At 72.8% G+C, this 23,873-nt stretch carries 19 protein-coding genes; 7 read left to right on the top strand and 12 right to left on the bottom strand.

Annotated elements, in window-relative coordinates; genetic code table 11:
* Window position 1: 1 nt before the first annotated feature.
* Window positions 2-997 (top strand): ABC transporter ATP-binding protein, encoded by a 996-nt coding sequence (locus tag GA0070607_RS04705; RefSeq protein WP_089017062.1) that lies wholly within the window; start codon window positions 2-4, stop codon window positions 995-997.
* Window positions 998-1,038: 41 nt separating this feature from the next.
* The gene (locus GA0070607_RS04700; RefSeq protein ID WP_089021661.1) at window positions 1,039-1,749 is read left to right on the top strand and encodes an ABC transporter ATP-binding protein; all 711 of its coding nucleotides are present in this window, start codon (window positions 1,039-1,041) and stop codon (window positions 1,747-1,749) included.
* A gap of 185 nt (window positions 1,750-1,934) precedes the next feature.
* On the opposite strand, the gene GA0070607_RS04695 is transcribed toward GA0070607_RS04700, so the two are convergent.
* From GA0070607_RS04695 to GA0070607_RS04685, 3 genes are all read right to left on the bottom strand, one after another.
* Window positions 1,935-2,387 (bottom strand): GNAT family N-acetyltransferase, encoded by a 453-nt coding sequence (locus tag GA0070607_RS04695; RefSeq protein ID WP_089017061.1) that lies wholly within the window; start codon window positions 2,385-2,387, stop codon window positions 1,935-1,937.
* Window positions 2,388-2,445: 58 nt separating this feature from the next.
* Window positions 2,446-3,963, bottom strand: a complete 1,518-nt coding sequence (locus tag GA0070607_RS04690; protein ID WP_172899159.1) for an alpha/beta hydrolase — start codon at window positions 3,961-3,963, stop codon at window positions 2,446-2,448.
* A 97-nt stretch (window positions 3,964-4,060) separates the two neighbouring features.
* Window positions 4,061-5,176 (bottom strand): ATP-dependent DNA ligase, encoded by a 1,116-nt coding sequence (locus GA0070607_RS04685; RefSeq protein ID WP_089017059.1) that lies wholly within the window; start codon window positions 5,174-5,176, stop codon window positions 4,061-4,063.
* A 135-nt stretch (window positions 5,177-5,311) separates the two neighbouring features.
* Between GA0070607_RS04685 and GA0070607_RS04680 the strand changes: the two genes are divergently transcribed.
* A complete protein-coding gene (locus GA0070607_RS04680; RefSeq protein ID WP_089017058.1) occupies window positions 5,312-5,524 on the top strand; it encodes a hypothetical protein in 213 nt (70 codons plus the stop codon).
* A 61-nt stretch (window positions 5,525-5,585) separates the two neighbouring features.
* Window positions 5,586-6,089, top strand: a complete 504-nt coding sequence (locus GA0070607_RS04675) for a DUF1990 family protein (RefSeq protein ID WP_089021660.1) — start codon at window positions 5,586-5,588, stop codon at window positions 6,087-6,089.
* A 10-nt stretch (window positions 6,090-6,099) separates the two neighbouring features.
* Here the strand turns inward: GA0070607_RS04675 and GA0070607_RS04670 are convergent, their stop codons facing one another.
* Window positions 6,100-7,020 (bottom strand): DNA-3-methyladenine glycosylase family protein, encoded by a 921-nt coding sequence (locus GA0070607_RS04670; protein WP_089017057.1) that lies wholly within the window; start codon window positions 7,018-7,020, stop codon window positions 6,100-6,102.
* Window positions 7,021-7,530: 510 nt separating this feature from the next.
* Here GA0070607_RS04670 and GA0070607_RS04665 point away from each other — a divergent pair.
* The 3 genes from GA0070607_RS04665 (at window position 7,531) to GA0070607_RS04655 (ending at window position 13,896) form a co-directional block, all read left to right on the top strand.
* Window positions 7,531-9,345 carry a stealth family protein gene (locus GA0070607_RS04665; protein ID WP_089017056.1) on the top strand — a complete coding sequence of 605 codons (1,815 nt, stop codon included), beginning with the start codon at window positions 7,531-7,533 and terminating at the stop codon, window positions 9,343-9,345.
* A 64-nt stretch (window positions 9,346-9,409) separates the two neighbouring features.
* Complete coding sequence (locus GA0070607_RS04660) at window positions 9,410-12,139, top strand: bifunctional glycosyltransferase/CDP-glycerol:glycerophosphate glycerophosphotransferase (RefSeq protein ID WP_172898980.1); 2,730 nt, start codon at window positions 9,410-9,412, stop codon at window positions 12,137-12,139.
* A complete protein-coding gene (locus tag GA0070607_RS04655; RefSeq protein ID WP_197701236.1) occupies window positions 12,136-13,896 on the top strand; it encodes a stealth family protein in 1,761 nt (586 codons plus the stop codon). The genes GA0070607_RS04660 and GA0070607_RS04655 overlap by 4 nt, the downstream gene beginning before the upstream one ends.
* Window positions 13,897-14,029: 133 nt before the next feature.
* Here the strand turns inward: GA0070607_RS04655 and GA0070607_RS04650 are convergent, their stop codons facing one another.
* The 8 genes from GA0070607_RS04650 to GA0070607_RS04615 form a co-directional block, all read right to left on the bottom strand.
* Window positions 14,030-14,680 (bottom strand): hypothetical protein, encoded by a 651-nt coding sequence (locus tag GA0070607_RS04650; RefSeq protein WP_089017054.1) that lies wholly within the window; start codon window positions 14,678-14,680, stop codon window positions 14,030-14,032.
* Between the two features lie 204 nt (window positions 14,681-14,884).
* Entirely contained in the window at window positions 14,885-15,670 is a 786-nt protein-coding gene (locus GA0070607_RS04645) for an anti-sigma factor family protein (RefSeq protein ID WP_089017053.1), read from the bottom strand.
* On the bottom strand, window positions 15,667-16,359 hold the full coding sequence (locus tag GA0070607_RS04640) for a sigma-70 family RNA polymerase sigma factor (RefSeq protein WP_089017052.1): 693 nt from the start codon (window positions 16,357-16,359) through the stop codon (window positions 15,667-15,669). Before GA0070607_RS04640 ends, GA0070607_RS04645 begins: the two co-directional genes overlap by 4 nt.
* 127 nt (window positions 16,360-16,486) lie before the next feature.
* Window positions 16,487-17,344: a spermidine synthase gene (locus GA0070607_RS04635; protein WP_089017051.1), complete on the bottom strand. Its 858-nt coding sequence runs from the start codon at window positions 17,342-17,344 to the stop codon at window positions 16,487-16,489.
* An 18-nt stretch (window positions 17,345-17,362) separates the two neighbouring features.
* The gene (locus tag GA0070607_RS04630; protein ID WP_089017050.1) at window positions 17,363-18,322 is read right to left on the bottom strand and encodes a hypothetical protein; all 960 of its coding nucleotides are present in this window, start codon (window positions 18,320-18,322) and stop codon (window positions 17,363-17,365) included.
* A 114-nt stretch (window positions 18,323-18,436) separates the two neighbouring features.
* On the bottom strand, window positions 18,437-20,911 hold the full coding sequence (locus GA0070607_RS04625) for an AAA family ATPase (protein WP_089017049.1): 2,475 nt from the start codon (window positions 20,909-20,911) through the stop codon (window positions 18,437-18,439).
* Window positions 20,911-22,059, bottom strand: coding sequence for an exonuclease SbcCD subunit D (locus GA0070607_RS04620; RefSeq protein ID WP_089017048.1), 1,149 nt, complete (start codon window positions 22,057-22,059; stop codon window positions 20,911-20,913). Before GA0070607_RS04620 ends, GA0070607_RS04625 begins: the two co-directional genes overlap by 1 nt.
* A 15-nt stretch (window positions 22,060-22,074) precedes the next feature.
* Window positions 22,075-23,826, bottom strand: a complete 1,752-nt coding sequence (locus tag GA0070607_RS04615; RefSeq protein ID WP_089017047.1) for an ATP-binding protein — start codon at window positions 23,824-23,826, stop codon at window positions 22,075-22,077.
* Window positions 23,827-23,873 lie beyond the last annotated feature (47 nt).

Here is a 23,873-nt window from a genome sequence, read left to right as displayed (position 1 = left end):
GATGACCGCTACCGCCGAGACTTCACTGGTGCCCGATCTGGCCGCCCTGCAACAGCGGGCCGCGCAACGCGCCGCTGAGCGGGCCGGCGGCCAGGACCGGCTCCGTGGGCACATCGTCTGCGACGGCCTGGTGCGCATCTTCAAGACCGAGGGGGTGGAGGTGGTCGCCCTGCAGGGGCTCGACCTGGTCATCGACCGGGGTGAGCTGGTGGCGATCGTGGGTGCCTCCGGCTCGGGCAAGTCGACGCTGCTCAACATCCTGTCCGGCCTGGACACCCCGACCGCCGGTATCGCCCGGGTGGCCGACTACGACCTCCTCGCGCTGTCAGCCAAGCGACGGCTCAGCTACCGGCGGGAGCTTGTCGGGTTCGTCTGGCAGCAGACCGGCCGCAACCTGCTGCCGTACCTGACCGCGCTGGAGAATGTCGAGCTGCCGATGCAGCTCGCGGGCAAGCGTTCCGGGCGGGCCCGGCGGCAACGAGCCCGGGAGCTTCTCGACATGGTCGGGGTGGGCTACTGCGCGGACCGGCGACCGGGTCAGCTCAGCGGCGGCGAGCAGCAACGGTGCGCGGTCGCGGTGGCGGTGGCGAACGACCCGGAGGTGCTCTTCGCCGACGAGCCGACCGGCGAGCTGGACGAGGCGACCGGCGCCGAGGTCTTCGGGGCGCTGCGCACCATCAACGCCGAGCTCGGCGTGACCATCGTGGTGGTCACCCACGACCACGCCGTGGCCACGCAGGTCCGCCGGACCGTCGCGATCCGCGACGGCCGGACCGCCTCAGAGGTACGCCGGACCGCGCGCGTCGGCGCGGACGGCAGCACCGAGCTGGTCAGCGAGGAGTACGCGGTGCTGGACCGGAACGGCCGGATGCAGCTGCCGGCCGCCTTCGTCGACGCGTTGGCGCTGCGGGAGCGGGTTCGGCTCGACCTGGAGCCGGACCATGTGCAGGTACGGCCCGGTGACCGGGCCACGGGTGGGCAGGAGGCACGGGCGTGAGCCGGAACACGGTGGTGACGGGGGCGGCCTGGCCCGGTGGTGTGGCCGGAGCCGACGGGCGGGCCGGGTCCGCGCCCGGCGAGGTGGTCCGGGTCAGCGGTGTGAGCCGGACCTTCGGCCGGGGCGAGCACGCCGTGCACGCGGTGCGGGACGTCTCCTTCAGCGCCCACCGTGGCGAGCTGGTCGCCATCCGGGGCCGCTCCGGCGCCGGCAAGACCACGCTGCTGAACCTCATCGGCGGGCTGGACCGGCCCGACAGCGGTCAGGTGGTGGTGGCCGGGCACGACGTGACCGCGGCGGGTGAGGCGGAGCTGTTGCGGCTGCGCCGGGGCACCGTCGGCTTCGTGTTCCAGACCTTCGGGCTGGTGCCGATCCTCTCCGCCGCCGAGAACGTGGGCGTGCCGCTGCGGCTTGCCCAGGTGCCGGCCGCCGAGCGGGAGCAGCGGGTGGCGGTGCTGCTGGAGCTGGTCGGGCTGGGCGGGCACGCGGCGCAGCGACCGTACGAACTCTCCGGCGGGCAGCAGCAGCGGGTGGCGGTGGCCCGCGCGCTGGCCAACGAGCCGGACCTGCTGATCGCCGACGAGCCGACCGGCCAGCTCGACTCGGAGACCGGGCGGTCGATCATGGACCTGCTTCGCGCGGTGGTGCACGCCCGTGGCATGACGGCGCTGGTGGCCACGCATGACCCGGCCCTGATCGACCTCGCCGACCGGGTGCTGATCCTGCGCGACGGTCGCCTCGTCGACGAGTGATTCGACGAGGGCCGGCCGGCAGGAGGTGAGTGGCTCCCTGTCGGGCTGCCCCGGATATGAACCGCGCGCCGGCCGGGCACGGATCTGGGGCAGCTCGACAGGCACCGGCGACGGGTCACCCGGGGCCTGGCCCGCGGGGCGGATGGTCGCCTGCTGGCGCCGGCCGGATCACGGCCGGCGGGCCGTCACAGCGCCAGCTTCATGCCCTCGTGGCTGGCCTGGAAGCCCAGGCCCAGGTAGAAGCGGTGCGCATCCTGGCGGGTCTTGTCCGTGGTGAGCTGCACCAGGGCACAGCCGCGCTGCCGGGCCTGGTCGATGGCCCAGGTCATCAGGTCGCGGCCCAGGCCCTGACCGCGCCGGTCGGAGCGGACCCGGACCGACTCGATCAGGGAGCGCTCGGCTCCGTGCCGGCCGAGCCCGGGGATGTAGGTGATCTGGAGGCAACCGACCAACTCGCCGCCCTGCTCGGCGACGATCAGCTGGTTACGGGGGTCGGCGTTGATGTCCGCGAACGCCCGCTCGTACGCCTCGTCGACCTCGGTGAAGTCGCGGGCCTTGCCCAGGACGTCGTCGGCGAGCAGGGCGATGACGGCGGGCAGGTCGGCCCGGACGGCCTCGCGGTAGATCACATCGGTCATGCCGATGAGCCTGGCACAGCGACATCGGCGGATGGGCCGGTGTCGACCACGTGAGCCGTCAGCGGGCCGGGCAGCGCAGCCCCTCCCTGGGAACGGTCAGGTCGATCAGGTAGGCGTCGACCGCGGCGGTGATGCAGGAGGTCTGCGGGTAGGCGGTGTGCCCCTCACCCTCCCAGGTGAGCACTCGGCCGACGCCGAGCATCGAGGCGAGCCGACCGGTCTGCTCATAGGGCGTCGCCGGGTCGCCGGTGGTGCCGACCACCACGATCGGCGGCGCGCCGGTCGCCCGGCCGGTCGGGTACGGGTCCCGCCCGCCCGGCCACTCGACGCAGCTCAGCATGCCGACCGCGAGCGCCGGCCCGAACAGCGGATATTTCGTGCGCCACTGCGACTGCAACTGGCGGATCTGCTCCCGGCTCGGCTTCTCCGTCTCGTCGGCACAGTTGATGGCGAGGTTGGCGTCGAACAGGTTCGAGTAGTGCCCGTCGTCGCCCCGGCCGGCGTACGCGTCGGCGAGCCGGAACACGTCCTTCGGGTCGCCCTCGGCCAGCCGGTCGATCGCCCGGGCCAGCTCCTGCCAGCCGGACTCGGTGTAGAGCGAGGAGATGACCGCGTAGAAGACCCAGCCGGCGGTGGCCTCCCGCCCGTCGTCGCCGCGTACCGGGGAGACCCGGGCCTTGTCGATCGCGGTGGTGACCGCGGCGCGCGCGTCCGGGGCGATCGGGCAGCGGGCGGCGTTGGCGGCGCACCAGCGGGTGAAGTTGCCGAAGGCCCGCTCGAAGCCGCGGGCCTGACTCTCCGACCCGGCCACCAGCCGTTGCTGCGGGTCGACCGCGCCGTCCAGGACCAGAGCCCGTACCCGCTGGGGGTAGAGCTGAGCGTAGATGGCGCCGAGCAGCGTGCCGTAGGAGTAGCCCAGGTAGGTGAGCTTCTCGTCGCCCACAGCGGCGCGGACCGCGTCCATGTCCCGGGCGGCCTGCTCGCTGCCGTACAGCGGCAACTGGTCGCCGTACCGGTCGCCGCAGCCGCGCCCGATCCGCTGGCTCAGCCCCACGAAACCGTCGAACGCGGACTGGCTGCTCGGATCGGGGTCGTAGCCGAAGCTGGCGTCCAGGTTGGCGTCGGAGATGCACTTGACCGGGCTGGACCGGCTCACCCCGCGCGGGTCGAAGCCGACGATGTCGAAGCGCTCGGTGATCGTGGTGGGCAGCCCGCCGAACTGGGTGCCGAAGGAGAGGTAGACGGCGGTGTCGACGCCGGAGCCACCGGGGCCGCCCGGATTGACCACCAGCGAGCCGAGCCGGGCCCGCTGCTTCGTGGACCGGGCCCGCAGCAGAGCGATCTCGAAGCTCTGCCCCGCGCCCGGCCCGGCGGTCGCCCCGCCGCCGGCGCCCCAGTCGCGCGGCACCTCGATCCGGGCGCACTCGTAGCGCATGTTCGGGGCGCCCCGCCCGACCAGCTCGTCGGCGACCTCCGGACAGGCCCGCCAGGCCGGGGAGCTGCCGGTTGGCGCCGCCTCGTCCTCCACCTCGGTACGCGGCGCGAAGGCCGGCAGGGTGCAGCCGGCGGTGAGCAGCGCCGCTACGGCGAAGGCGACGAGAGTGCGACGGACCCGACGGGCCCTGTCGGCGGTGCGGGTCACGTGGTCCTCCGGGATCGGGTCGACGGCCAGGCTACGCCGGGCCGGCGGCGGCCCGGTCCACGGTGGCCGCCGGATCGCCGCGCAGCACCTGGTCCACGTCGAAGCGGATCGGGCGGTCGAGCTGGTCGTAGCGGCAGGAGCGGGGGTCGCGGTCCGGCCGCCACCGGACGAACTGGGCGGTGTGCCGGAACCGTTCGCCCTCCATCGCGTCGTAGCCCACCTCGACCACCAGCTCCGGGCGCAGCGGCTCCCACTCCAGGTTCTTCGTGCCGGTCCACCGGCTCACCCCGCCCGGGATGCGCTGGCCGCGCTCGTGGTCGCCGTGCACCCAAGGGTGCTCGCCGCCGGTGTCCCGGTAGGGCGCCAGCTCGTCGAGAAGCTCGGCCCGCCGAGCCATGCTGAACGACGCGCTCACACCCACGTGGTGCAGCACCCCCGCGTCGTCGTAGAGACCGAGCAGCAGCGAGCCGACCACCGGACCGGACTTGTGCCAGCGGAAGCCGGCCACCACCGCGTCCGCGGTGCGGGCGTGCTTGACCTTGACCATCAGCCGCTTGCCCGGCTCGTACGGCAGGTCGGCCGGCTTGACGATCAACCCGTCCAACCCGGCGCCCTCGAAGACGTCGAACCAGCGGCGGGCGGTCTCCGGATCGGTGGTGACCTGGGTGACGTGCACCGGCGGACGGACCCCGGCCAGCGCCTCGACCAGCCGCTCCCGGCGGCGCGGATAGGGCTGGTCGAGCAGCGCCTCGTCGCCGATGGCCAGCAGGTCGAACGCGACGAAGTCGGCCGGGGTGGTCTCGGCCAGCAGCTTCACCCGGGACGCGGCCGGGTGGATGCGCTGGGCCAGCAGCTCGAAATCCAGCCGGGGCTGGCCGCCCGCGCCGTCGCGCCGGATCACGATCAGCTCACCGTCGACCGCGCACCGCTCGGGCAGCTGCCGGAGGGCCTGCTCGACCACCTCCGGGAAGTAGCGGGTCATCGACTTGCCGCCCCGGCTGGCCAACTCCACCTCGTCGCCGTCGCGGAACACGATGCACCGGAACCCGTCCCACTTGGGCTCGTACGTCATCCCGGGCGCGGTGGGCAGCTTGGGGACGCTCTTGGCCAGCATCGGCTCGACCGGGGGGTTGATCGGCAGGTCCACGGCGACCAGTCAATCAGACGGTGCCGACAGTCGTGAGGCAGATCACCGTGGGCGGCGGGGTGGCCTGTCCGCCCGCGCGCCGCTCGTCCTGTCCGGGCGAATCAGATAACCGCAGGTCAGAGCTAGTTTCGCGAGGTGTCCGAGTGGGTCTGTGACTGCTGCGGGCGGTGGCGGGTGAGCGTCGAGCTGATCCGGGGCCGCTACCGGTACCGGCTGACCCGGCGCTACCCCGAGCGGTTCGGTGGCGGTCGGAACGTGCTCGGCGAGGTCGGCTCGGTGCCCGAGCTGGAGGATCTGCTGCGCCGGCGTACCCCGCTCAGCCTGGCCGACCTGCACGAAGCCGCCTGACCGGCGGCCCGCCGGCGCCGGCCGTACCCTGGCCCTGTCCGGACGAGGGCGAGGGGGAGTGGTGACCGAGCTGACGTACCCGGAGGTGGGACGGACGCGGCATGGACCGCTGCCCGGCGGATACCACCACCTGCGCCACCGGTTCCCGCTACCGGCCGGCTGCTTCGAGACCGCGGCCGAGGCGGTGCTGAGCTGGCGGCTGCACCGCGTCGCCGGGGTGCGGATGCGCACCGATGCTCCGCGGGCCACCGAGGGCGTCACGGTGAGCGCCGGTCTGGGCATCGGTCCGGCCCGCATCTGGGGGCCCTGCCGGGTGATCTGGAGCGAGGACTCGCCGCGGTCCGCCGGCTTCGGCTACGGCACCCTGCCGGGGCACCCGGAGCGCGGCGAGGAGGCGTTCGTGGTCGGCCGCGACGACACCGGCGCGGTCTGGTTCGAGGTACGCGCGTTCAGCCGCCCGGACCGCTGGTTCACCCGCGCCGCCGGCCCAGCCGCCCGTGCTGTGCAGCACGGGTACGCCTGGTGGCTCGGCCGAACCCTGCGCCGGCTCTGCGCCGGCCGCTGAGCGGCGTCGGTCAGAACCGGGCGAACGAGCGGATCGGCGCGCGGGGGCCGTACTTCGGCGCCTGGATGCCTGCGGCCTCCAGCAGCAGACAGACCCGGCCCCGGTGACCCCGGAACGGCTCCAGCAGCGCCAGCATCCGGGCGTCGTCGCCCCGTGGCTCGCCGGCCAGCGCCCAGGCCACCGTGTTCGGTATGTGGTAGTCGCCGACGCTGACCGCGTCCGGGTCGCCGTAGGCGGTGCGGACCACCTCGGCGGCGGTCCACGGGCCGATACCGGCGACGGCGGTCAGCCGGCGGGTGGCCTCGGTCGCGTCGGCGCAGCGCTCCAACCGGTCGGCGATCGCGGCGACCCGGCGCAGCGTGTCGGCCCGACGCTGCTCCACCCCGAACGGGTGGAACACCCAGTACGGTGTGGCGGCCACAGCGGCGGCCTCGGGTGGCAGCAGCAGCGGTTGCAGCGGACCGGGCGCCGGCTCGCGGAAGTGCCGCACGGTCGCCGCGTACGCCCGGTACGCCTCCTTGCCGGTGACCTTCTGCTCGAAGACCGCGCGCAGCAGGCGGGGAAAGACCTGTCCGGTGGCCGGCATCCGCAGGCCGCGGTGCTCCCGGGCCAACCGGGCGACCAGCGGGTGCGCGGCGGCCAGCTCGGTGAAGCCGGTGAGGTCGTCGCGGAGCCCGGCGATCGAGTCGGCCCGGGCCAGCACGTGTTCGGCGCCCGGCCCGTACCCCTCGGCGACCAGTTCGCCGCCGGCCGGCCGCAGGGCCAGCGTGGCGGGCCCGTCCGGAGTGCGGGTGGCCCACCAGAAGGTGCCGGCGGCGATGCGCGCGCACGGGTCGTACGGGCTGAAGGTGAGCGAGCGGACCGAGGCGGCAAGCCGGTAGCCGGCCGGCGGGCGCAGCACCCGGGTCGCGGCGGGCTCGGTCTCGGTCACGCCGCCACTCTGCCAGGTGCCGGACCATCGCCGCGGACCGCCATACCCGCTCCGGGTCGGCGCGGGGAGAAACATGAAGGCACGTTCAGTCGGCCGTCCCGGTGCAGGCGTACCCGCTGAACGGCCAGGATTAGTCGGGCAGATTGGTGCAAATCATTCTTATGCGACGATCGTCTGTAGGTCATGCATCCGTCCTGTGCTTTTTTGATGGCCCGCAGGTGAATATGCTGCTCGGGGCCACCTGCGGCGGCCCCTCCCTCCCGATACCGGAGCGGGGTGGCTGGCCCCGAGACGGGTGCGGTTGCTGTCGTACGCTGCTGACTGATCACAGCGTCCCCTCACCGCGTCGACTCGTCGCGCAGCGTAACGGGGGAGCTGTGGAAAGGCATGTGGTGATGGCTGCGTACCGAATGGTCCGGTTCGAGCGGGTGGCGTTCGACGCCACGGTCCCGCAGCAGCGCTGACAGTGGCCGCGAACGACGTGGCCACCCCGGCGGGACGGCCCGAAGCATGATCGCCCTGCGCATCTACCGCCTGATGCCCCAGCCGGTACGCCGTGCCCTGCTGGGCATGCTGCCCGCGCACCGGCGGATGGGGCTCGTGCACACCTTCTCCCGTCGGCGCGGTGCCGACACCGTGCATCCGCTCGGCGCCCAGGTGCGGGTCTCCGACGGCGGCATCCGTACCCGCGCCGAGGTGGTCGCGACGGCCACCCCCCTGTCGCAGTGGCACCGGAACCTCACCGCCGTCACCACCGCCCTGGAGTCGGCCGGCATCGAATACCACTGCATCCGCAACGACGACCACCTCCGCAGCACCGTCGCCGTCCTCGACGACCAGCGGGCGGCGGTGCGACGCCTGATCCGTTCCGCACCGGCGCTGTCCGGCGCCCAGGTGCGCGTGGTGCAGGTCAAGCCCGGTCGGGACCAGCCGGACGCCGTACCGACCGAGGTGTTCCAGGTCTGGTTCCCGGTGACCGACGCCCGTGCGGGCGTGGTCCTCGGCGTCCAGTTCGCCTGCGAGATCGAGTTCTGGAGCCGGCACCGGGACGTGGTCCGCGCCCCCCGCCGCAACGGGGTCGTCGACGAGGCGCCCGCCGAGGCGCAGCGGGTCCGGGTCGCCGCGGCACTGCTGAGCCACTTCGTGCCCGAGGCCGACGACCACGCCTACGCCACCCGCCGCGACCTGGCCGTCCGGGCGCCCGACCGGGTGGGCTTCCCGATCGACGCCGTCTACACCTGGGTGGACGGGTCCGACCCGCAGTGGCTGAAGCGGAAGTCGATCGCGCTCGGCACCCCGGACGGCCCGCTGCACGCGGTCGCGGCGAACTCCTCGCGCTACCACAACCGCGACGAGCTGCGGTATTCGATGCGGTCGCTGCACAGCTTCGCGCCCTGGCTGCGGCGGATCTTCCTGATCACCGACAGTCAGCTGCCGAGCTGGCTCGACCCGAGCCACCCGATGATCACGCTGGTCTCGCACGCCGAACTCTTCGCCGACCTCGGCGGCCGGTCGTCGTACAACTCGCACGCCATCGAATCCCGACTGCACCGCATCGACGGCCTGTCCGAACACTTCCTCTACCTCAACGACGACGTGTTCCTCGGCCGGCCGCTGCTGCCGACCAACTTCTTCCACGCCAACGGGATCGCGAAGTTCTTCCCCTCACCCGCGCAGTTCGGGCTGGGCGAGGCGAGACCGGAGGACGCGCCGGTGAAGGCCGCCGGCAAGAACAACCGCCGGCACATCCAACGGCAGTTCGGCGTGACCATCACGCAGAAGATGAAGCACACCCCGTTCGCGCTGCGGCGAAGCATCATGCAGCAGATCGAGGGCAGGTTGCCGGCGGAGGTGACGGCCACCGCACGGCACCGTTTCCGACACCACGGCGACCTCGCCATCCCCTCGTCGCTGCACCAGTACTGGGCGTTCCTGACCGCGCAGGCCGTGCCCGGTGACATCGAGTACGAGTACGCCGACCTGGGTCACCCCTCGACCCCCGCGCGCCTGGCGGAGCTGCTGGCCCGCCGCGACCGTGACGTGTTCTGCCTCAACGACACCGACTCCGACCCGCGCTCGTTTGCGGAGCAGGAGGCGATGTTGGCGGACTTCCTGCCGCGCTATCTGCCCTTCCCCGCGCCGTTCGAGCTGCCGGACGACGTGGTGGCGGAGCGGCGCAAGGTGGGTGCCGGAGAGCTGTGGCGCCGGTCGTACCGCCCGATGGTGGACCGGCGTGCCGCCCCCATCGACGCGCCGACCATGCCCAACAGCCTGCTGAACACGGTCAACGACTTCCGGGCACTCCTGCTACGCCGCGACGAATGAACTGGCGCAGCCCGACCAGCCGATGCCCCCGCGTTTCCCGCAACCCGTCCCAGTGGAGCCCAGAGTGGTAGACCTCGCCCCCCAGGTCACGATCATCGTTCCGGTCTACAACGTCGAGGACTATCTGCCCGAGACACTCGAGTCGATCGCGGCGCAGACCGTCTTCGCCCAGTGCCGCGTCATCCTGGTGGACGACGGCAGCACTGACGGCTCCGACCTGCTGGCCAAGCAGTTCGCCGCGGAGCACCCCAACGTGACCGCCCTGCAACAGCGCAACAGCGGACCGGGGGCGGCCCGCAACCTGGCCCTCGACATGGCCGACACCCCGTACGTGGCGTTCGTCGACTCCGACGACCTGCTGCCGCCACGCGCCATCGAGGTGCTGCTCAAGGCGATCGTGGCCAACAAGGCGAGCATCGCCATCGGCGACATGAACACCTTCCCGAAGCCGACCGCGTTCCTGTGGAAGAAGCCGTTCGGCAAGGGTGACCGGCTGCTGGAGACCGTGGTCGACGCCCCGGAGCTGATCTTCGACGCGGGCCCGTGCCACAAGCTGTACGACCTCGCCCAACTACGCCAGCACGGCCTGCGGTTCCGCGAGGGGGTCCACTTCGAGGACGCCTTCCTGGCCGTCCCGATGCTGCTCAAGGCGGAGCGCATCGCCCTGGTGGACGAGGTCGTCTACCAGTACCGCCGCCGGGAGAGCGGCAGCTCCATCATGGACAACCTGTTCGTCCGGGAACAGAACTACTGGGATCACCTGGAGCTCTGCGAGACCCTGGCCAACCTGCGGCCCGAGCTGGACGTCTTCCGCCGCGAGGTGCTGGAACGCTTCCTGGTGCGCAGCTACCAGGGCTTCGCGATGCGGGCGCACACCCTGTTCGACGACGCCGCGTTGTGGCGGATCTTTGAGAAGTGCACGCAGATCTACCAGGACGTCGATCCGGCCTTCATCGCCCGCTGGACCGCCGACACCCGGCACCGGGTGGCCTACCTCGCCTTCAAGTCGTACGACTTCGACCTGTTCGCGCGCCCCTGGGAGAAGGTGCAGGGGGTCGTCGCCTGCGGTGGCGAGCTGCACCTCGACTACCCGGTCACGCCGGCCCTGCTTCCGTTGACCCGGGTGAGCGCGGTCTCCGTGCGTTTGGAGCAGGCGCGGCTGACCGAGTCCGGTGAAGTCCTCAAACTGTCCGGGCACGTGCAGATCAACGGGTTGCCCATGCACCGACCGATCCGTACGCCCCTCGCGCTGCGGCTGCGGGGCGGCAAGCTGACGGTGCCCGCCACGTTGGAGCGGCGCAGCGATCTGAAGTCCGCCGACGACAGTCGGGAGTGGTCCGGGTTCGCGGCCGAGGTACCCGTCGCGCAGCTGCGCACCGGCAATCACCTCCTGCGGCTCGTCTTCCTGACCGAGACGGGCCAGGCGTCCCGACAGTGTCTGATCTCTGCGGCCTTCCTGCGCGACGCTCCGATGAAGCTTGCCGGTGACACCCGCATCCTGCCGGGCTTCGCCGGGCGGGAGAACGCGACCCTGCTGGTTCAGCGGGCCGGTGGCACCGAGGGTCGACGCCGGTGGCGGCGGATGCTGGTGCGTAAGGACCTTCGACACGTCGTCTCCCGTCGGCCCTTCTGGAAGCAGCGACTGCTGCGTCTGATCACCGAGCCGTTGATGCGTGGGCGCGACATCTGGCTCGTCGGTGAGCGCAAGGACACCGCGCAGGACAACTCCTGGCACCTGTTCCGGCACCTTCGCAAGGTCGAGCGCAGGCGGAACGTCTACTACCTGATGACCAAGGACAGCCCGGACCGGGAGCGGCTGCGTGGGCTCGGCAACGTCGTGACGTACGACTCGTTCCGGCACAAGTTCCTCATGCTGCACGCCACGAAGCTGATCAACTCCTACGACATCGACTCGTACATGCTGCCGTCCCGCTGGGAGCGGGGGCAGTACCTCAAGCACCTCAACTGGCGGGTCGGCCCTGCCCGCGTCTTCCTCCAACACGGCGTCACGGACAAGGACGTCAGCGGCGGGTTGCACCGGGCCAAGACCGGGGTCGACCTGTTCGTCGCGGCAGCCGGCCAGGAGGCCGAGTACGTGGCGGAGCAGTTCGACTACGGCGACGCGGCCCAGCGGTTGGGCTTCCCGCGCTTCGACGCACTGGTCCCGGACCGCGGCGGGCGGCGGATCCTGCTGATGCCCACCTGGCGCAGCTACCTGGTCAGCCCGTCCTACAACCCGACACTGCGCCCCAGGTTCCCGTTCGACACGTCGGGGTACGCCCGGTTCCTGAGCGAGTTGTTCGGAAGCGAGGAGTTGCGGCTCAGCCTCCGACGGCACGGGTACACCCTGGAGTTCCTTCCGCACTACGAGATGCGGAACGTCTCGACGGCCATGGTGCCGGAGGACCCCTGCTTCAGCGTGGTGGACCAGACGCAGCGCAGCGTGCAGGACGCCTTGCGGCAGTGTGACCTCTTCATCACCGACTATTCGTCCACCGCCTTCGACGTCGCCTACCTCGGCACACCGCTGATCTACGCCCACTTCGACAAGGAGGAGTACTTCTCGATCGGGGGCTACCGCAAGGGCTACTTCGAGCACGAGGAGCACGGGTTCGGCCCGGTCTGTGCGACCGCGGCGGAGACGGTGGACGCGATCATCCGGTATCTGGAGAACGGGTGTGCCCGCGAGGAGGAGTACTCGCGTCGCGCGGCCGACTTCTTCGCCGTTCAGGACCGCAACAACTCCCAGCGGGTCGCCGCCGCCATCGCGGCGCTGCCCGGTCCGCAGCGGTGACCGGGCCGACGCCCACCCCGGGGGAGCCGCCCCGGGCGCTGGCCGAACCGTCCGGCCTGGTGGAGGTCTACCGCCGGGTGCTGAGCCCGCAGACCCGCCGCGCCATCGCGACGAAGGTGAGCCCACGGGCCCGGCACCAGCTGAAGCAGTGGGTCGCCCGGGCCGCGCGGGACGGTCACCTCTCCGAGCGGCGGGGCGAACGGCTGGCCCGCCGCCAGCCGGAGCTGGTGGCCGGCCCGGATCGGGTCGTCGTCACCGCCGACCGAGGGCCTCGGGTGGCCCGGGTCGGCGCGGCCGTCACGCCGCTGCGGGCCCGGCTGGAGAATCTCAACGCCGTGACCGCGGCACTCGACGAGGCCGGCGTGCCCCACTTCCGGGTACGCGGCGCCTCCCACCGCTCGTCGGTGGTCGCCGTCGACGCCGAGCACCGCGCCCGGGCGTACGGCGCGCTCGCCACCGCCTGCGGCCGGGTTCCCGGCTACGTCTCCGTGCCCGACGGCACCGGGCAGCCGGCCGCCGGGTTCGAGCCGAAGACGTGGGACCGTCTGGCGGACGCCCCGGTGCTCCGGCTGACCTGGTACTGGACGGATCCCCGCCGCCGGCTGGTGCTCGGGCAGGCGTACGGGTGCGATGTCGAGTTCTGGACCCGGTCGGGCGACTCGCTCGTCGCGCCGCGGTCCAATCCCGTCGCCGAACAGGTGGCGGCATCGGCGCCGGCGGTCCTCGTACCCGAGTCGCGGTTCACCGGCCTGGCGCCGGCCGCCGCCCCGGCGACAGCGTGGACCCGCCCCGAGTTCGGGGCCCCCCGCCCGGACGACGTGCCGTTCCCGATCGACGTGGTCTACACCTGGGTCGACGGCACCGACCCGGCCTGGCTGCGCCGCCGCGCCGAGGTGGCCGGGGTGCCGTACCACGCCGAGGCGGCGAACGCGGCCCGGTTCCTCAGCCGGGACGAGCTGCGGTACTCGCTGCGGTCGCTGCACCTGTTCGCGCCCTGGGTGCGCCACGTCTACCTGGTGACCGACGACCAGGTGCCGGCCTGGCTGGACCAGTCCGCGTCAGGGCTGCGGGTGGTCAGCCACCGGGAGATCTTCACCGACCCGACGGTGCTGCCCACCTACAACTCGCACGCCATCGAGAGCCAACTGCACCACATCGACGGGCTCGCCGAGCACTTCCTGTACTTCAACGACGACGTCTTCCTCGGCACCGAGGTCGTACCCCAGGACTTCTTCCTGGCCAACGGCATCTCGCGGTTCTTCCCCTCGCCGGCGCTGGTGCCGCCGGGTCCGCCCAGCGCCGAGGACATCCCGTCGTCGGTGGCCGGGAAGAACAACCGGGCGCTGATCGTCGAGCGGTTCGGCACGGTGCTGACCCAGAAGATGAAGCACATGCCGCACGCGCTGCGCCGCAGCGTGCTCCAGGAGATCGAGCAGGCCTTCCCGGACCCGTTCCACCGGACCGCGGCCAGCCAGTTCCGCAGCATGGACGACCTGTCGGTCGCCTCGTCGCTGCACCACTACTACGCTTTCCACACCGGCCGTGCGGTACCGGGGGACCTGCGCTACACCATTGCCGAGCTGTCCCACCCGGACACGCCCGCCCGGTTGGCCCACCTGCTGGCGCGCCGGGACCGGCAGGTGTTCTGCCTCAACGACGCGTTCTCGGTCGAGCAGGATCTCGCCACCCAGTTGGCGCTGCTCACCCCGTTCCTGGACACGTACTTCCCGGTGCCGAGCCCGTGGGAGCTGGCCTGACCGGATCGCCACCGGTTCGCACCGCAAGGGCGGGACGCCGGCACCACAGGTGTGCCGACGTCCCGCGTACGCCGATGGCCGGCCGCGCCCTCCCCGGCTGCGACCGACCACCGCGCTCTCGTGGCGCCCGGACTCAGTACGAGTAGCCCGAACTGCCAGCGTCGTTCGATTCGCTGTCCGCCGGCGGGGCGACCGCCTTCGGCGTCGTCTTCGGCAGGCAGCTGAGGTTCTTCTTGCCGTCCGGCTGGACCACGAACCAGGTGCCGCCGACGGCCTGGCCCTTCCACTGGCCGGGCTTCTTGTCACCGATGTAGCGGTACACCGGCCAGCCGCCGACGGTGAGCTGGCGGGTGCCGTCCTGCCGGGTCACGCTGCCGACCTTGTCATCCGAGACGCCGGTGAGCTGCGCGTTGCCGTCGGTCAGCGCCGGCGGCCACACCTGCGCGCACTTGTCCACGCAGTTCGACGCGGGCGGGTCGGCGGTGTCCTTGTCGAAGCGGTACAGGATCCAGCCGTCCTGGTCGGTGACCACCTTGCCCATCCGGGCGACCTTCTTGCCGATCAACTGCTCGGTCAGGTCCACGTCCGCGGGCGGCGGCGCGTCGGCGGCGGGCGCCTCCGCGGACGCCGAGGCCTCGGGTTCAGCCGCCGCGGTGGGCTCGGCCGCGGCGACGGCGACCGGCTCGGCCGCGCTCGAGTTCGCCCCGTCGTAACCCGCGGGAGCGCAGGCCGTTAGTGCGACCATCGCGCTCGCGACGATGACGGTCCGCTTCATCTGTGCCACGTGCCCTCCTCATTCTTGGCAGTTCACCCATAGGTACGGCAGGAGAGCTGTCAAGGTTGAAGGACCAACAGTGGTCAATTTCACGTGAATTGATTGAACCGATACGGGCACCCGCACGTGTGCCCGTAGGCGGACCATTCCCGCAGGACAACAGATCGGCGCCGGCCATTGTCGTAATGGCCGGCGCCGATGCGGTACGCGAACCTACATGGGCACCGTGACCAGCGGGCTGGCCACCCCGTTACCATCCACCGACTGCACCTGGAGTTGCTTGATGTCGGCCACCGGAGCCGACGTCGAGGCGCTCAACTCGAGATTCTGCGGGCGGGTGTTGGTGCCGTAGCCGCCATCCGGCACCGACCAGGTCGAGATGACCTCCGTGCTCGCGTTCTTGCGCAGCACCACCAGCCGGCAGGTCCGCGGGCCGGGCAGCCGCTGCAGGCTGAAGTTGATCCGGGTGCCGTAGTCCTTGGTGACCAGGAACATCGTCGTCTGCACACCCGTGGTCGGGTCGGTGGCGTCGACCTGGTCACCCTCCACCTCCTCGTTGCCGCCGACCCCCGGGCCCGTAGGCGCCCCGGTCGGCGCGCTCGTCGGCGGCTCGTTCGCCGGCGCGGTCAGCGTCGGCTCGGCGAGCACCCCCTGCGGTTCGTCGTCGGTGACGCTGACGAAACCGATCCCCGTCAAGCCACCGAAGACCACCACCGCCGCGGCGCTCGCGAGCAGCTGGCGGAACCGGGTGCGTCGTCGATCGGCCCGGACCGCGACCAGCGTCCGGTCCAGCAGCGCCGGGTCGGTCGCGGTCTGCTCCAGCGCCATCATCGTCTCGCCGTCGATGTCGGAGAGGAGCCCGACGACCGGCACCATCGTCTCCAACTCGGCCGCGCAGGCCCAGCAGGTGGCGAGATGCTCCTCGAACCGCTCGGTGTCCTGCTCGTCGAGGACGCCCAGCGCGTACGCGGCGACGTCCATGTGATCTGGCCGGCTCATTCTGTCACCCCCCGCTCCTGCAGAGCCGTGCGAAGCGCGCGCAGCGCGTAGTAGACCCGCGACTTCGCGGTGCCGAGTGGAAGCCCCAACTCCTCGGCGGCCTCCGGCACCGTCCGCCCCCGGAAGTACGTCGAGATCAGGATCTCGCGGTGCGACTGACTCAGCGTACGCAGGGCGTCCGCCACGGTCATCGTGCGCAGCACCCGGTCGGTGCTGTCCGCCTCGGCGAACGCGGTGAGGTCCCGGTCGTACGTCTCCGGCGGCCGGGCCTCCTGGCTGCGATGCTCGTCGATGGCGATGCGGCGGGCCACAGTGACCAGCCAGGGCCGCAATGACCCCTGCCCCTGCGTACCGAGGCGGTGCGCGTTGCGCCAGGCCCGCAACAGCGTCTCCTGGACGATGTCCTCCGCGCGCTGCCGGTCCCCCCCGGTGAGGCGCATGACGAACATCAGCAACGGGCCGGCGTGCTCGGCGTAGAGCAGCCGGATCAACTGGTCGGAGTGGCTCGCCTCGGTTGACGTCGCCTGATGGCGCCCGGGCGCCGGTCGCGGCGTCACCGGACCATTCTGGCGAGAGGGCGGTCGTCCGTCGACCCCCCGGGCAGACGAGGTCGGCCGCGACGAGGACCGTGCGGACATCCAGTCCGCGCGAATCGCGTCGCCATGCCAACCGGCCGCCACCGCATGCATGCAGACCTCCGGGATGTCTGTTGACCAACGCCGCCCACCAGGCGGGCCGCCCGGTGGTACGCAGCGCCGCCGCCAGCGGATCAACAAACCGCGAAAAAAGTTCTGCGACGCCGCCCGACCGGGCCGGTCAGCGACGCACGGAGAACAGGCCCGGCGGTGGCGGGTCGGAGCCGGTGGCGTCGGCGTCCCGCACCACCGGCGCACCGCCGGCGAAGCGGTCCAACTCGTCACCGGCCACCACCCGGCCGGGGAACCAGTCGCCGGCCGCCCGCCGGGTCAGCTCGGCCACCGGAGGCGTCGTCCGCCCGGCGACCAGGACGAGGTTGCCGTACCGCCGGCCGCGCAGCACCGCCGCGTCCCCGACCAGGCAGGCCCGGGGCAGCACCGAGCGGACCGTGGCGACCTGCCCACGGGCGTGCCGCAGCGGCGGGCCGTCCGCGAGGTTCGCCAGGTACCAGCCAGCCGGCCGGAGCACCCGCGCCACCTCGGCCGCGTACTCCACCGAGGTGAGGTGGGCCGGGGTGCGAGCGCCGGCGAAGACGTCGGCGACCACCACGTCGTAGCTGGCGTCCCGCGTGGCGGCCAGCACGGCCCGGGCGTCCTCGACCCGGACCCGCAGCCGGGCATCGGCCGGCCAGGGCAGCGCCCGGCGGACCAGTTCCACCAGCGCGGCGTCCACCTCGGACACCCGCTGCGTGGAGCCGGGCCGGGTGGCCGAGACGTACCGGGGCAGGGTCAACGCCCCACCGCCGAGGTGCAGCACCCGCAGCGGCTCGCCGGTGGGCGCGATCAGGTCGATCGCCGCGGCCAGCCGCCGGACGTACTCGAACTCCAGGTGGGTGGGGTCGTTCAGGTCGACGTGCGACTGCGGGGCGCCGTCCAGCAGCAGCGTCCACGAACCCGGCCGGTCCGGATCCGGGATCAGCTCCGCCTGCCCGGTGTCGACCTGCTCGACCACCCGGTCACCCGCCCGCTTGCGTCCCATCCCGACCAGTATCCGCGCTCAGCGGCCCGCTCGGGCCGCGGCCGTCAGGGCGCGGTGCAACAACCGGGAGTCGCCGAGCAGGGCCCGCAACCGGCGCTCCAGGCCGGCGATCGGGATCAGGTTCTGCGGGGCCCGCGGGTCCTTGTACGGGGTGGAGGCGAACCTGGGCAGGGTGACCAGCGACAGGTCGGCCAGCTCGATCGCCGCCTCGACGGGCAGGTCGGCGGAGCACTCCACCCGGACGATGCCGGCCCAGGGTGCGCCGACGGCCACCGGCAGCCGCAGATACCACGACCAGCCGCCCCACGCCGTGCCGAGCCGGAACACGGGCGAGCGCTCACCGGGCGTCAGGCTGGTCACCACCGCGGTCAGCCGGGCGTCCAGATATTGACTGTGCTGGGTCTTGATGTAGCCGAGCGTGCGCGGCAACTGCCGCCGGCTGCGCAACGGGCCGTCCACCACCAGCAGATCGCCGTCCACCCGGGCGGCGTCGGAGACCGCCACCTCCAGCGCGGTCAGCGGACCCTGCACGGCGGCCGGCAGCTTGGCCAGCTCACCGGTGCCGCCCACCCGGTGCACCGGGTAGCGGATCGCCCCCGTCACCACGTCCTGCGCCGACGGGCTCGCCGTGAACAGACCCCGGCCGACCCGGGCGCCGGCCAGCTGCGCCGCACCCCGGCCCAGGTCGCAGCGGACCACCCCCGCCGCGTACGAGGCGGCCAGCCCCGGGAACGACCCCCCGTCGGCCTCGGCCGTCCAGATGCTCGCGTCGATCCGGCGGACCCCGTCGACCAGCAGCACCACGTCCGGAGCACACACGCCCGGCCGTACCCCGATCGCCCGCCAGTCCACTGCCGGCAGCTCCACGTCCGCGTCGACCTGCGCGCTGCTCGGCGCCGCAGGCCCGGCGGCGGACGCCTCGAACGACGCACCGTACGCCGGGTCCCACGAGTCGACGAAGAACGCGGCGTCGGTCACGGAGTCGCGCCTTCGTTCGCGACCGCGGGGCTCCGCTGCGCTGCACTCCTCGCGCTCACCGGGCTGGCCTTTCGTTCGCGACTGCGGGGCTCCGCTGCGCTGCACTCCTCGCGCTCACCGGCCGGTCCGTTCCACGCGCGCCGAACGGGCATCCTTGCGCACCTCGAAACGGACCGGGATCCGTTCGGCCAGCGCCGGCACGTGGGTGACCACGCCGACCATCCGGTCGCCCCGGGCGGCCAGGTTCTCCAGGGTGGCCGCCACCGTGTCCAGGGTCGCCGCGTCCAGCGTGCCGAAGCCCTCGTCCAGGACGATCGACTCCAGGCTCGCCGCAGTGGTCGACATCCCGGCCAACTGCTCGGAGAGCGCGAGCGCCAACGCCAGCGACGCCTGGAACGTCTCGCCGCCGGAGAGCGTGCGCACGCCCCGGCGCAGCCCGGCATCGTGGTGGTCGACCACGAAGAACTCACCCTTGTCGTGCACCAGCTCGTACTGCCCGCCGGAGAGCTCCCGCAGGATCCCCGACGCGCCGTCGACCAGCAGGTCCAACGCCTCGGCCAGCAGCCACCGTTCGAAGTTGTTGGCCCGCAGATGCCCGGCCAGCGCGCGGGCCACCTGAGCCTCCCGCTCGTGACCGGCGCGCTGCTCGCGCAGCGTCCCGGCCTGCTCGCGGCGTTCCCGTAGCCGGCGGCGGTCGGCCTCGGCCCGCTCCACCGCCACGGTAGCGGCGCGCACCGGGTCGTCCGCGACCGGTACGTCGGCGGCGGCGAAGATGCCGGCGATGCTCCGCTGCACCACGTCGGCCGCAGCCTCGGCCTCGGCGACCACTGCGGCCCGGCCGGCCCGGTCGGCGCGGCGCCGGTCCGCCTCGGTGGCCGCCCAGCCGGTCAACGCCGCCCACGCGGCGGCGACGTCATCCCGGTCGGTTGCGGGGGGACCGAACCGGGCCAGCCCGTCCCGAGTGGTGTCGAAGCCCCGCCAAGCCGCCCGCAGCCGCTCCTCGGCGGCGTCCACCCCGGCGCGGGCCTGGCGGGCGGCGTCCCGGCCGGCCCGGACGGCGGTCGCCGCCTCCTCCAGCGCGCGTCGCAGTCGGGCATGCTCGGCCAACTCCCGGCGCAACACGGCCGGCTCGGCCGCCCCGGAGAGCTGCCCGGCCAGCTCGGCCAACCGGGCGTCCAACTGCTCCTGCCGAGCCCGGGCCTGCACCAGCAGGCGCTCCAGGTCGCGCGCCGCCGCGTCCCGCTGCTGCACGACCGCCTGGGCGGCCTTGGTGGCGGCCCGTGCCGCCTTGCCGGCCGCCGTCGCGGCGGCCACCGCCGAGTCGGCCGGCACCGCCGGCACCTCGGCCACCGGCTGCTCACAGACCGGGCAGGCGGCGCCGGGATGCAGGTGCACCCGCAGGCTGACCGCCAGGTCGGTGGCCTTCGCCTCCTCGTGCGCCCGGAAGGCCGCCTCCAGCTCGGCCTCGGCCCGCTCGGCGTCGGCGCGGGCGGCCGCCAGCGCCGCCACCGCCGCGGCGTGTTCGTCGTTCGCCGCGGTCACCGTCGCGCGGACCGTCTCGGCCTCGCCGGTCAACCGGTCGCGGTCGTCGTACGCCCGCAGCAGCATCCGCAGAGCGCTCTCGTCCCCGGCGCCGGCCAGCTCGCCGCGCAGCTTCTCCTCCCGCTCCTCGGCCAGCGAGACGCCGGTGGCCGCCGCCTCGGCGTCGGCCCGTGCCGTGGTCACGGCCAGGGCCACCTCGGCCACGCCGCCCGGCGCGCGCACCCCGGTCAGCACGCTGAGCTCGTCGTCGAGGGCGGTCAGCGCCGCCGCCGCCTCGCGCGCGGCGGCCCGGGCCGCCGCCAGCTCCGGCACGGCCGCGGTCACCGCGGCGGCCAGCTCGGTCATCCGGTCGACCCGGGCGTCGGCCTCGGCCAGCGCCTCGTCGTCCACGCCGGTCAGCCCGGCGAGCACCTGGTCGACCGCGTCCAGCCGGGCCTCCGCCTGCGCCGCGCGCGCCGTCGCGCGCTTCTGCACGTCCTCGTAGACGCCGAGGCCGAGCAGGTTGACCAGGATCTGCTGCCGGGTCGCCGGCTTCGCGTGCAGGAAATCGGCGAACTGCCCCTGCGGCAGCACCACACAGCTGGTGAACTGCTCGTACGGCAGCCCGACCGCCTCCAGGACCGCCTGCTCCATCTCGGCGGGGGTGCCGGCCACCACCTCGCCGAGGTCCTCCGGGCTCAGGCCGGTGTCCAGCTTGGTCACGTCGAAGTTGGCCGGCATCAGCTGCAACCCGGCGTTCGCGGTCTTGACGTTGCCCCGGCCGTCCCGGCGCACCACCCGGGTGGCCACGTACCGCGCGCCCCCGGACTCGAAGACCAGCCGGACCCGCGCCTCGGTCGCCGACGGCGCCAGCGCGTTCGCCAACCCCCGGGTGCCACCCCAGCGGGGCACCGTGCCGTAGAGGGCGAAACAGATGGCGTCCAGCACTGTGGACTTGCCCGAGCCGGTCGGGCCGATCAGGGCGAAGAAGTCGGCGTCGGTGAAGTCGACGGTCGTCTCGTCCCGGAAGACCGTGAACCCGGCCATGTCCAGCCGCATCGGACGCATCAGTGATCGACCTCCTCGAAAAGCTCGTCGAAGAGCTCCCGGACGCCCTCGTCGGCGTGGCCCCGGCTGTCCAGGTAGTCGGCGAACAGCTCCCGGGGCGAGCGCCCGGAGCGTTGCGCGATGCGGGCGCCGCTGCCCGGCGCGGCGAGCAGCTCCGGGTCGATCCGGATCTCCAGGGCGCGGGGAAGCAGCTCCTGGACCTCCTCGCGGAGGCCGGCGCGGGGCTGCTCCCGCACGTACACCCGTAGCCAGGCGTCCGGCGCCTCGATCTCGGCGAGCTGGGCCACTGTGCCCCGCACGGTGCGCAGCGCGCTCGCCGCGGTCACCGGCACCTCGCGGACCCGGGCCGCGGTGCTCGCCGTCACCTCGACCACGGTCACGGAGGGGACGTTCTCCTGCTCGCCGAAGTCGACCGCGAGCGGACTTCCGCTGTAGCGCACCGGGCAGGGCCCGATGACCCGCTGCGCCCGGTGCAGGTGTCCCAGCGCCACGTAGTGCGCGGTGGCCGGGAAGACGGTGGCCGGCACGGCGTAGCCGAGCACGGTGTGCGCGTCCCGCTCGCCGCCGCCGGTGGTCGCGCCGGTGACTGTGAGGTGCGCGGTGACCAGGTGCACCCGGTCCGGCTCGGTGAAGCCCTCGGTGAGTCGAGCGAGCACCCGGCCCAGGTGGTCGGCGTACGTCTGGTTGGCTTCGGCGGCGGTCAGCTCGTACATCTCCAGCGCGCGGACCGCGTACCGCTGGGACAGGAACGGCAGCGCGGCCAGCTGCCACCGCTCGCCACCGGCGGTGGTGCCGTCGATCACGTGCTCGTCCGGGTTTTCCCGCACTCCGCCGCGCAGCGTGATGCCGGCGGCCTCCGCCCACGGCCGCAGCGCGTCCAGCGCCGGGCCGTTGTCGTGGTTGCCGCCGATCGCGACCACGTCCGCGCCGGTGCGGCGCAGCGCGGTCAACGCCCGGGTGACCAGCCGGGTCGCCTCGGAGGTGGGCGCGGCCGTGTCGTAGAGGTCACCGGCGACGATGACCAGATCCGGCTGCTCGGCGATCGCGATGTCGATCACCCCGGCCAGCACGGCCTTGTGTTCCTCGGCCCGGGACTGCCCCTTGAGCACCTTGCCGACGTGCCAGTCCGAGGTGTGCAGGATCTTCATGGCTGCGTTGGCCCCCTAGAACGGGATGTCGTCGTCGGTGCCGCCGCCGGAGCCCACGACGGCGAACGGGTCGGCGGACTGGGTGATCGAGCGCAGCGTCTCGGATGGCGCCCGGCCCGCCTCGGAGACCCGGGTGGCCCAGGCCGGGAACGGGAACTCCAGGCAGAGCGGCACGGGGATGTCGGGCTGGTTGACGAACATGGTGCCCGGTTTGGCCAGCAGCGCCCGTTGCCGCTGGGCTGGCGGCAGGAAACCGTACTCGGGGCGGGAGGCCTCGGCCGGGTCGAGCCGGCCGACCACCCGGATCGCCGAGTTGGTGACGATCCGGCGTTCCACCTCGCTCGCCGTCTGCTGGGCGCCAATCAGGATCACACCGAGCGAGCGGCCCCGCTCGGCGATGTCGAGCAGCACCTCCTTGATGGGGGAGGAGCCCTCGCGGGGGGCGTACTTGTTGAGCTCGTCGAGGACGACGAAGAGCAGCGGCTTGGCGGTGCCGGACTTCTCCTTGCGCTCGAACTCGCTCTTGAGCGTCACACCGACCACGAACCGCTGCGCGCGGTCCGGAAGGTTGTGCAGGTCGACCACGGTGACCTGCGCCGACTCGCTGGTGTTGATCGAGTGTGGGCGGCGGGTGGCGAGGTCGCCGCGGATCAGCCGGGCGAGGTCCTTCTTGCTGCCGATCAACCGCCTCGCGAACGCGTTGACGGTGCCCAGACCGACCGCGCTGCCGGCCCAGTCGGAGCGGGTCTCGTCGTCGTTGAGCTGGTCGACGATGTGGTCGACCAGATCGCCGTAGGAGCCGAGCCGGACCCCGTCGATGCTCACCCCGCCGTCGGCCGGCTGGGCGTAGCGGGCCAGGTGCGCGGTGACCGAGTGGACCACCATCGTGTACTGCTGGCGCTCGTCGTCGGCGTCGGCGAAGACGTACGGCAGCAGCCGGTCGGCGCAGAACTCGCTCAGCGTCCAGTAGAAGGCGTCCACGCCGGTGAGCCGGCTGCTCACGTCCGGGGTGCCGGCCGAGTCGCCGACCCGGGGCGGGGCGTAGACCCGGACGTCGGGGAACGCGCCGGCGGTCAGCCCGAGCTTCGCGTACGCCGCGCGGGTGGGCTCGTCGAGCCGGGTGTTGGGATGGTCGAGGAAGAGCAGGTCCTCGCCCTTGACGTTGAAGATCAGCGCCTTGGCGTTGACCGCGTCGCCGCCCAGCACCCCGGAGCGGAAGACCGAGTAGAGCAGGAAGGTGGCGAAGCTGGTCTTGGTGGCCACGCCGGAGATGCCGGAGATGGAGACGTGCGCGCCCCGGCTGCCGTCGAGGAAGTCGGCGTTGAGGTAGACCGGCACCCCATCGCGACCCATCCCCATCGGGATGCGCCGCTCCATCCGGTCGAAGTGCAGCGCCCGGGCGCGGGCGTCGCCCTCGGCCCGGTGCACCACGGCCCCCGGGGTCGGCGGCACGTAGAACTCCGGGTCGACCCGGGTGGTGGTCACCTCCGCCGCCTCCTGCACCTGCGCGGGCAGCGTGCCGTCGGCGATGGCGAAGACGTCGGAGTCGAACTGGGCGCCCTCGTGCCGGGCCCGGACCTGGGTGACCACTCCGGCGATCGTCACCGGCTCCCGGTCGGGCAGCTCACGCCGGGTCACCACCACGTCGTCGAGCTGGAGGTAGCTGCCGGGGGCCACGGCCGTCCAGAACTGCAGCGGGGTGGCGTCGGCGGTGCCCAGAACCCGGCCGACCGGCTCGCCCGGGGTGTCGAGGCCGGCGTCGGTCATCGGGCGACTCGGGTCGGTCGGGCTTCACGGTCGGCGCGCATGACGTG

Origin of the sequence: Micromonospora coriariae (assembly GCF_900091455.1) — a bacterium.
In the GTDB taxonomy this organism is placed as follows: Bacteria; Actinomycetota; Actinomycetes; order Mycobacteriales; family Micromonosporaceae; genus Micromonospora; species Micromonospora coriariae.
This window is presented reverse-complemented; position numbering and strand designations above follow the sequence as displayed.